The sequence below is a fragment of the Bradyrhizobium sp. genome, from assembly GCF_028868675.1.
Taxonomy (GTDB): domain Bacteria; phylum Pseudomonadota; class Alphaproteobacteria; order Rhizobiales; family Xanthobacteraceae; genus Bradyrhizobium.
Genome location: NZ_JAGWUA010000209.1, coordinates 1 through 8,146 on the forward strand (window position 1 = coordinate 1; position 8,146 = coordinate 8,146).

Annotated in this window: 7 protein-coding genes and 1 pseudogene; 5 read left to right on the plus strand and 3 right to left on the minus strand. The window is 65.9% G+C overall.

The annotated features are described in order from the left end of the window. Positions 1–187: 187 nt before the first annotated feature. On the minus strand, positions 188–796 hold the full coding sequence (locus KGM94_RS21160) for a TetR/AcrR family transcriptional regulator (protein WP_300263764.1): 609 nt from the start codon (positions 794–796) through the stop codon (positions 188–190). A 246-nt stretch (positions 797–1,042) separates the two neighbouring features. On the opposite strand from KGM94_RS21160, the gene KGM94_RS21165 reads away from it, so the two are divergent. Together KGM94_RS21165 and KGM94_RS21170 are read left to right on the plus strand one after the other, a co-directional pair. Next, a complete protein-coding gene (locus KGM94_RS21165) occupies positions 1,043–1,813 on the plus strand; it encodes an enoyl-CoA hydratase (protein ID WP_300263766.1) in 771 nt (256 codons plus the stop codon). Positions 1,814–2,061: 248 nt separating this feature from the next. Further along, on the plus strand, positions 2,062–3,345 hold the full coding sequence (locus tag KGM94_RS21170; RefSeq protein WP_300263767.1) for an MFS transporter: 1,284 nt from the start codon (positions 2,062–2,064) through the stop codon (positions 3,343–3,345). Positions 3,346–3,455: 110 nt separating this feature from the next. Here KGM94_RS21170 and KGM94_RS21175 read toward each other — a convergent pair whose 3' ends face one another. Both KGM94_RS21175 and KGM94_RS21180 read right to left on the minus strand, forming a co-directional pair. Then, positions 3,456–5,015: a carboxyl transferase domain-containing protein gene (locus tag KGM94_RS21175; protein WP_300263769.1), complete on the minus strand. Its 1,560-nt coding sequence runs from the start codon at positions 5,013–5,015 to the stop codon at positions 3,456–3,458. Then, entirely contained in the window at positions 4,945–5,922 is a 978-nt protein-coding gene (locus tag KGM94_RS21180; RefSeq protein WP_300263771.1) for a helix-turn-helix domain-containing protein, read from the minus strand. Before KGM94_RS21180 ends, KGM94_RS21175 begins: the two co-directional genes overlap by 71 nt. A 36-nt stretch (positions 5,923–5,958) precedes the next feature. On the opposite strand from KGM94_RS21180, the gene KGM94_RS21185 reads away from it, so the two are divergent. The 3 genes and pseudogenes from KGM94_RS21185 to KGM94_RS21195 form a co-directional block, all read left to right on the plus strand. Continuing rightward, positions 5,959–6,234, plus strand: coding sequence for an acetyl-CoA carboxylase biotin carboxyl carrier protein subunit (locus KGM94_RS21185; RefSeq protein ID WP_300263774.1), 276 nt, complete (start codon positions 5,959–5,961; stop codon positions 6,232–6,234). Between the two features lie 169 nt (positions 6,235–6,403). Next, positions 6,404–7,561: a TAXI family TRAP transporter solute-binding subunit gene (locus tag KGM94_RS21190; protein WP_300263776.1), complete on the plus strand. Its 1,158-nt coding sequence runs from the start codon at positions 6,404–6,406 to the stop codon at positions 7,559–7,561. Between the two features lie 37 nt (positions 7,562–7,598). After that, a pseudogene (locus tag KGM94_RS21195) lies at positions 7,599–8,146 on the plus strand (TRAP transporter permease); the annotation flags it as partial.

Below are 8,146 nucleotides of genomic sequence, written 5' to 3' on the forward strand. Positions count from 1 at the left end.
CTGTGCAGCGTCACCAGCCATGTCTTCTGGCTGAGTTCGATCGCAACAAAAATTGTGCCATTATGGCCGGCGGTGGGCGTGCCTATGGTCGATGCTTGCATCTGACTCTCCGTGGGTTCGAGCGAGGAAACCCAAACCTATCGGAAAGGCCACGCTCACCGCCCCATGAAATCTACAACATCCCGATCTAGTTCTGCCGCGGCCTCTTCGCGGGCGTCTTGCGCGCACTCTCGACCGCGCCGTCCCTGCCGGCCTTGAGCACCTCGTCGGACAATTCGCCGGAGCCGGCGATGCGCGCCAGCAAGAGCGTGCCGGCCATGGTGGCGAGCGTCGCGATCGCCTGTTTGCGCGCCGCCTTGCGCGGCACTCCCGTGATCTGATCGGCCATCATGTCGATCATCTCGTCGATCTTGGCGGCAAACGCCCTGCGCGTCTTCGGGCTTTCGCGCGCGATCTCGGCGCCGAGCGCCGGGATCGAACAGCCATGGCCGGGATCGTCGCGATGCAGAGCCGTGAGATAGGTCTCCGCCATCAACGGCAGACGCTTCCCCGGCGCGGTCCCTTCGGCGAGTTCCTTCCAGTGCTCCATCGAGCGGTCCATCGCATAGGCAAAGGCCTCGATCACCAGCGCCTCGCGGGAATCGAAATGCGCGTAGAAGCCGCCATGGGTAAGGCCCGCCTCCTTCATGAGGTCGGCGACGCCGATGCCGTGGGCGCCCTTCTCGCGCAGCCGCACCGAGGCCTTCCTCACGATCCGGTCGTGGGTGTCCTGCTTGTGTTCCCGGGAATAGCGCATCCGGCTCTCATTGCATGTTTGTAGTCATATAATGATATTTGTAGCACTTCACGGCGGAAAATGCTGCACCTATTTGGTCGAATGACCAAAAGGTTTGCGTGTGCACCGCGGGATCGTCCCGTTCCTGCCGCGAACCAAAACCCTCGGTGCGGCCGGTCAGGCGGCGGAGCTTGACAAGCGCGTCGTTAGGGCGAGGAAGTGCGCCGACCCGCGCGCATGGCGCACCCCACACTGTCGAGACCGCCGATGGACATGCTCAATCCCCATTGCGGCGTCACGCGCGATGCGCGGGGCGTCGTCCACGTCAGCATTTGCAACGCGGGTTCCCTCAACATTCTCGGCTCGCCCGTCACGGACGCCATGCGCGCAGGCCTGCAGCAGCTTGCGCACGACCGCGGCATCCGCGCGGTCGTGCTGCGCGGCCAGAGTGAGAAGAGCATGATCGGCGGCGCCGACATCAAGGAGATGGCAAAGCTCGACCAGGCTTCCGCCGAAGCCTTCATCAGCCGCCTGCGCGATCTCTGCGAGGCCGTGCGCGCCTTCCCCGCCCCCGTGATCGCCCGGATGCCGGGCTGGTGCCTTGGCGGCGGGCTGGAAGTGGCTGCGGCCTGCGATTTCCGGATCGCGGCGCCTGACGCGCGTTTCGGCATGCCGGAGGTTCGAGTCGGCATCCCCTCGGTGATCCATGCCGCGCTGTTGCCGCGACTGATCGGCTGGGGCCGCGCGCGCTGGCTGGTGATGACCGCGGAGAACATCGACGCGCCGACCGCGCTGGCCTGGGGCCTGGTCGACACTGTGGCGCCGCCGGGAGGCCTCGACGACGCCGTCGAACACACCGTCAAGAGCCTGCTCGCCTGCGGCCCCGAGGCGCTGCGGGCGCAGAAGGCGTTGCTGCGGCAATGGGAAGAACTGCCGCTCACCGAGTCGGTCAATCTCAGCGTCAAGGCGTTCGGCCAGTCGTTCCTGACCGACGAGCCGACGCGGCTGATGCAGGGGTTTTTGGACCGGAAGCGGTAGGCTGCCGCCACATCGTCATTGCGAGCGAAGCAATCCAGACTGCCAGTGCGGCGACAGTCTGGATTGCTTCGTCGCTTGCGCTTCTCGCAATGACCGCGTTGGCATAATCGGTTTCGCTCAAAATCCTGATCCGGGACACGGCAATTCGTCATGACGGTCGCCGTTGCTTTTCTTGCGACACGTAATATGATGGTCGTAATCTCACCCGGCACTCCCTTCGAACTCCGGAACCACACAACCGAGGCCCCATGATCTCGAACTGGCTCGCGGTCGTCCTTTTCCGTCGCAACATCCACTATGGCTGGGTGATGGTCGGCGTGACCTTTCTCGCCGCGCTGATCAGCGCCGGCACGGTCGGCGCACCCGGCGTGTTCATCGTTCCCCTGCAGAATGAATTTGGCTGGAGCACCGCGGAAATCTCGTCCGCGCTGTCGATCCGCTTCATCCTGTTCGGGCTGATGGCGCCGTTCGCCGCGGCGCTGCTCAACCGCTACGGACTGCGCAACGTCACGCTGACGGCCCAGCTCATCGTGGTCTCCGCGCTGGTCGCTTCGCTCGCCATGACGCAGGTCTGGCAATTGATGCTGCTGTGGGGCGTGGTGATCGGCATCGGCACCGGCATGACCGCGCTGGTGCTGGGCGCGACCATCGCGACGCGCTGGTTCGCCGCGCGGCGAGGCCTGGTGGTCGGCATCATGACCGCGAGCGTCGCGACGGGACAGCTCGTGTTCCTGCCGCTGCTCGCGAGCCTCACCGAACGCTTCGGCTGGCGGTTTGCGCTCGCCTTCGTCTGCATCATGCTCGGCGTCAGCGCCACGGCCGTGGCGCTCGTCATGCGCGACCGGCCGAGCGACGTCGGCCTGCGCCCGTTCGGCGACGAGGGCAGCGAGCCCCTGCCCGCGCCGCCGATCAGCAACGCACCCATCGCGGCGGTGGCGCTCGGCACACTGCGCGATGCCTCGAAGAACGGCGTGTTCTGGATCCTGTTTGCGACCTTCTTCATCTGCGGCGCCTCGACCAACGGTCTCGTCCAGGTGCACCTGATCCCGATGTGCCTCGATTTCGGCATCCCCCAGGTGCAGGCGGCGAGCCTCTTGGCGGCGATGGGCATCTTCGACTTCTTCGGCACAATCCTGTCGGGCTGGCTGTCGGATCGCTACGACAATCGCTGGCTCCTGTTCTGGTACTACGGGCTGCGCGGGCTCTCGCTGGTGTTCTTGCCGTTCAGCGATTTCTCCTTCTACGGCCTGTCGCTGTTTGCGATGTTCTACGGGCTGGACTGGATCGCCACCGTGCCGCCGACGGTGCGGCTCACGGCGCAGAAGTTCGGCCCCGAGCGCGCCAATCTGGTGTTCGGCTGGATCTTTGCCGGCCACCAGCTCGGCGCCGGCACCGCCGCCTTCGGCGCCGGCCTGTCGCGCACGTGGCTTGCGAGCTATCTGCCTGCGTTCTTCGTGGCGGGGGCGCTGTGCGTCGTGGCCGCGCTGATTGCGCTGACGATCTCGCGGCAGCCAAAGCCCGCGGTGGCGTGAGGAGGCCCCCGCCTCAGACGCGTCATTGCTAGGAGCGTGAGCTCCGAAGCAATCCAGACCGCCTCCGCCACGGCTGGATTGCTTCGCTGCGCTCGCAATGACGAGAAAGCCTACGGCCTCGTCGTCATGTTCGCCGGCGGCCCCACCTTGCGCAGCGGCTCCGCCAGCCTCGCGAACTCGCACAGCAAGGACCGCGTCTTGCGGGGGTCGATGATCTCCTCGACCCAGAACTTTTCGGCGGAACGGAACGGCGAGCGCAGCCTGTTCAGGCGTTCCTCGATCTCCTTCTGCTTCGCCGCCGGATCCTCCGCCGCGTCGATGTCGGCGCGGTAGGCGGCCTCGATGCCGCCTTCCAGCGGCAGCGAGCCCCAATAGGCCGACGGCCAGGCGTAACGGATCGAGAAGCGGTCGGCCGGCTGATGCACCACGCCGGCAACGCCGAAGGCGTTGCGCAGGATGATCGTGCACCAGGGCACCGTGGTCTGGTTCACCGCGGCCATCGCGCGCACGCCATGGCGGATGGTCGCCGACTTCTCGGCGTCGAGCCCGATCATGAAACCCGGGCAGTCCATGAGATAGACGACCGGCAGATGGAAGGTCTCGGCGAAGTCGACCCAGCGCACCACCTTCTGGCAGGCGTCCGCCGTCCAGGAGCCGCCATAGTGGAAGGGGTCGCTCGCGAGCACCATCACCGCGCGGCCCTCGAGCCGCGCGAGCCCGACGATGACGGGCTTGCCGAAACTGGCGGCGACCTCGAAGAACGAGCCCTTGTCGACGACGGCCTCGATGATCGGACGCATCTTGTAGACCTGCCGGCGGCTGCGCGGCACGGCCTTCATCAAGGTCTCTTCGACGCGCTCGGGATCGTCCGTGCAGGGCAGCGTCGGCGGCAGCTCGTGAACCGACGACGGCAGGTAGGACAGGAAGCGCCGCGCGCAGGCAAACGCCTCCTCCTCGGTCTCGACCGCATGGTCGACCGCGCCGGCGCGGGTCTGGATCTCGGCGCCGCCGAGGTCCTGCTTCGAGAGGTCCTGCCCGAGGCGCTTCACCACCGGCGGTCCCGCGACGAACATCGCGGAAGTCTTCGTCATGATGGAATAGTGGCTGGCCGCCAGCCGCGCCGCGCCCAGCCCCGCGACCGAACCCAGCCCCAGCGCGACCACCGGCACCTGCGACATGTTCTCGATCGTGAATCGGTACCAGCGCGTGCCGCCGATGCCGCCCGGCAGATTGGCCGCGCCCTTGGTCTCGATCGTCTTGACCGAGCCGCCGCCGCCGGAGCCCTCGATGATGCGGATGATCGGCAGGCGGAAATCGTGCGCCATCTCCTCCGCCATCAGGGGTTTTGCCGAGATCGAGGCGTCCGCCGAGCCGCCGCGCACGGTAAAGTCGTCGCCGACCACCACCACGGTGCGACCGTCGATCTTGGCGCGGCCGAAGATGCAGTTGGCCGGCGTCACGTGCCTGAGTTCGCCATGCGCATCGTACTCGCCGGTGCCGGAGACGGCGCCGATCTCGTGAAAGCTCGTCGTGTCGATCAGTCTGTCGATGCGCTCACGGACGGTGAGCCGGCCCTGGTCATGCTGTCGCTTGACCTTGTCAACGCCTCCCATCTCGCGCGCGAAGGCTTCGCGCCGAGCGAGCTCGTCGAGTTCCGGCTTCCAGGTCATTCACTCCCTCCGACTTGATGGGCTTGTTGTTGTTATGAGCCGTCACCGGAATCGGCTTTCGCTCCAGGCGATTGTTGAAGAAGTCGCCCTCGGCGCCCTCCAGCAGGCCGCCCACCGCGCGCCCCAGTTCGATCATCTGCGGCGCCACCTCCCTGTGCAGCCGCTCCTCGTCATACATCGCCGCCAGCAGTCCGATCGTGACCACCACGACGGTCTGGTATTGCGGCGACCACAGCGGCACAGCAAGGCCGTTGATGTGCGGGCTCCACAGGCCGCAGGCCACGACATAGCCGTGCTCGCGCAGGAACTGGCGGTTGGCCTCGATGCGCGGCTTCAGAATCTTTGCGGCATCGGGAACTTCGCGCCCCATCTCCGCGATCAGGGCGTCGCCGATCTCCGGCTGCAGCGCCGCCGTATAGGCCGCGCCCGCGGCGGTCGACGCCATCGAGATCCGGCTGCCCGTGACCTCGTGCAGGCCGAGCGCGCTCGCCGAGCGGGCGAACTCGAAATAGACGAGATGGAAGCGATCGGGGATGACGAAGCCGACGGTACCCGGCAATTGCTCGGCGACGTCTGCGAGGCGCTGGCGGATCAAGTTGCGCAGTTGCAGGCCCTTCATCATCGAGGAGCTCATCGCCACCGCGCTCGGCCCGATCCGATATTTCTGGTCGCGCGGCAGGTACACGAGCTGCCCCATCCGCGTCAGCGTGTGGGTCAGGCGCGACACCGTCGATCGCGGCAATCCGCAGCGGTTGGAAATCTCGAGATTGCCGAGCCGCGCCTCGTGACCCTCGAAGCATCGCAGCACGTCGAAGGCGCGCGACACCACCTGAATGACGTCACCCTCGCCTGAACCATCGCCGGCGAGCATGCCCAGCTTACTCAACCGCTCCGAGCGTCTTCCCATGTTCCCTCAATTTCACTCTGCGGAATTAAATTCCACTTGCAGAAGAAACTACCTCAGGCATTTTGCGGCGACAACAAAAAGGCGATTGGCATGCCAGATATCAAGATCGTGACCGAAGTGGCGGGGCGCGTCTGCGCAATTCCCGTGGAGGTTGGAGGAAGCGTCGCGGATGGCGATGACGTTGCATTCATCGAAGCCATGAAGATGGAGATCCCGGTGCCCTCGCCCGCAGCCGGCACCATCAAGCTGCTTCTCGTCCGGCTCGACGACGTCGTTGCCGAAGGTCAGGCGATCGCCATCGTCGAGAGCTGACGCGTATTCTCGCCGACATCCCGTCCCGCGACAATCTGTCGTCATTACGGGCGCCTAGCGTGTAGACGCATCTTAGGTGCGGCGTTGCCATCGCCAGAACCCGGTGACATGATCCCTCCCAATCAAAACAAGGTCTGCGCGGGGAACGCGGAGACGATGGGAGGGAGATATGATTCGTCGGATGCTGGCGCTCGCGCCCATCTTGCTCGCGGGATTTTCCATTGCGGCCGCGCACGCCGAAGACGTCAAGCTGCCGCCGACGCTGACCTTCACCGCCTATGACACCGGCACCGCCGGCTTCAACATCGCGGTCGCCGTCGGCAAGATGATGAAGGAGAAGTACGGCACCGACCTGCGGGTGCTGCCCGCCGGCAACGACGTCGCGCGGCTGCAGCCGCTGCGCACCAATCGCGCGGTCTCCTCCGCGATGGGCTCCGGCACCTATTTCGCGCAGGAGGGCGTATTCGAGTTCGGCGCGAAGGAATGGGGGCCGCAGCCGCTGCAGCTCGTGCTGTCGTCGGTCGATTGCAACGCCGGCTCGCTCGGCGTCGCCAGGGACACCGGCGTCACGGAGATCAAGGATCTCCGCGGCAAGCGCGTCGGCTTCGTGGTCGGCTCACCTGCGCTGAACCAGAACGCACTCGCGGTGCTCGCCTTCGGCGGCCTGACCAAGAACGACGTCAAGGCGGTCGAGTTCTCGAGCTACGGCGCGATGTGGAAAGGCCTGATCAACAACGACGTCGACGCCGCCTTCGCCACCACCATCACCGGACCCGCCAAGGAGGCCGAAACCTCGCCGCGCGGCCTGATCTGGCCGCCGCTGCCGAAGGCAGACGCGGAAGGCTGGGCCCGCATGCACAAGGTCGGCTCGTTCTTCTTCCCGCATCTGGCGACCTGCGGCGCCGGCATTTCCAAGGAGAAGCCGATCGAGCTCGGCAACTATCCTTACCCGATCTTCGTCGCCTACGCCTCGCAGTCGCCCGACCTCGTCTACGCCATCACCAAGGCGATGATCGTCAACTACGACGTCTACAAGGACGCCACCCCCGGCGCGAGCGGGCTTGCCGCCGACCGCCAGACCAGGAACTGGGTGGTGCCGGTGCATCCGGGCGCCGTGAAGGCGCTGAAGGAAGCCGGCCAGTGGAGCGACGACCAGGAGGCGCACAACAACAAGCTGCTCAAGCGCCAGGAGGTGCTGACCGCCGCCTGGACCGATTACGGCAAGGGCAACCCGCCATCGGACGACAAGGCCTTCCTCGACGGCTGGATGAAGGCGCGCACCGCCGCACTCGCCAAGGCCGGCATGCCGAACGGGTTCGAGGACTAGTCCGAACGCAAGGCCCCACCAACCGACGGGATCGCCGATGTCCTCCGTTTCACTATCCGACGGCCCCAAGGAGCAGACCAAGCGGATCGTGTTCGACGACCCCCACGGCGACATCCAGAATCTGCAGGAGGCCGAGGTCACGCGGGTGCGGTCGCTGCAGGGCCTCTGGCGCTGGGCACTGGTGGTCGCGACGGCTGCGACCATCCTGCTCTGCATCAACCAGCAATTCTCGCTGCGCTTCTTCATCGGCTACACCCAGCTCAACACGGAGTATTTCTATCTCCTGATCGCCCTGATGCTGCCGTTCACCTTCCTGATCTTCCCGGGCACCGAGACCGCACCGCTCGACCGTGTGCCCTGGTACGATCTCGCCTGCTTCGTGCTGACCTTCGGCTCGGCCATCGTGCTGATGTCGAGCGTGCGCAAGGCGGCGGAGGCCGGCTGGGAATTCGGCGGCGCGCCGAAAACCGTGATCGCCGCTGGCCTCGTGATGTGGGCGATGCTGATGGAGGCGCTGCGCCGCACCGGCGGCTGGAGCCTCTTGCTCAGCGTATTGCCCTTCACGGTCTATCCGCTGTTCGCGGA

Excerpts from the sequence above, each read along its gene's own strand:
- KGM94_RS21160 (WP_300263764.1), bottom strand. The coding sequence starts at position 796 with ATGCGCTATTCCCGGGAACACAAGCAGGACACCCACGACCGGATCGTG.
- KGM94_RS21165 (WP_300263766.1), top strand. The coding sequence starts at position 1,043 with ATGGACATGCTCAATCCCCATTGCGGCGTCACGCGCGATGCGCGGGGC.
- KGM94_RS21170 (WP_300263767.1), top strand. The coding sequence starts at position 2,062 with ATGATCTCGAACTGGCTCGCGGTCGTCCTTTTCCGTCGCAACATCCAC.
- KGM94_RS21175 (WP_300263769.1), bottom strand. The coding sequence starts at position 5,015 with ATGACCTGGAAGCCGGAACTCGACGAGCTCGCTCGGCGCGAAGCCTTC.
- KGM94_RS21180 (WP_300263771.1), bottom strand. The coding sequence starts at position 5,922 with ATGGGAAGACGCTCGGAGCGGTTGAGTAAGCTGGGCATGCTCGCCGGC.
- KGM94_RS21190 (WP_300263776.1), top strand. The coding sequence starts at position 6,404 with ATGATTCGTCGGATGCTGGCGCTCGCGCCCATCTTGCTCGCGGGATTT.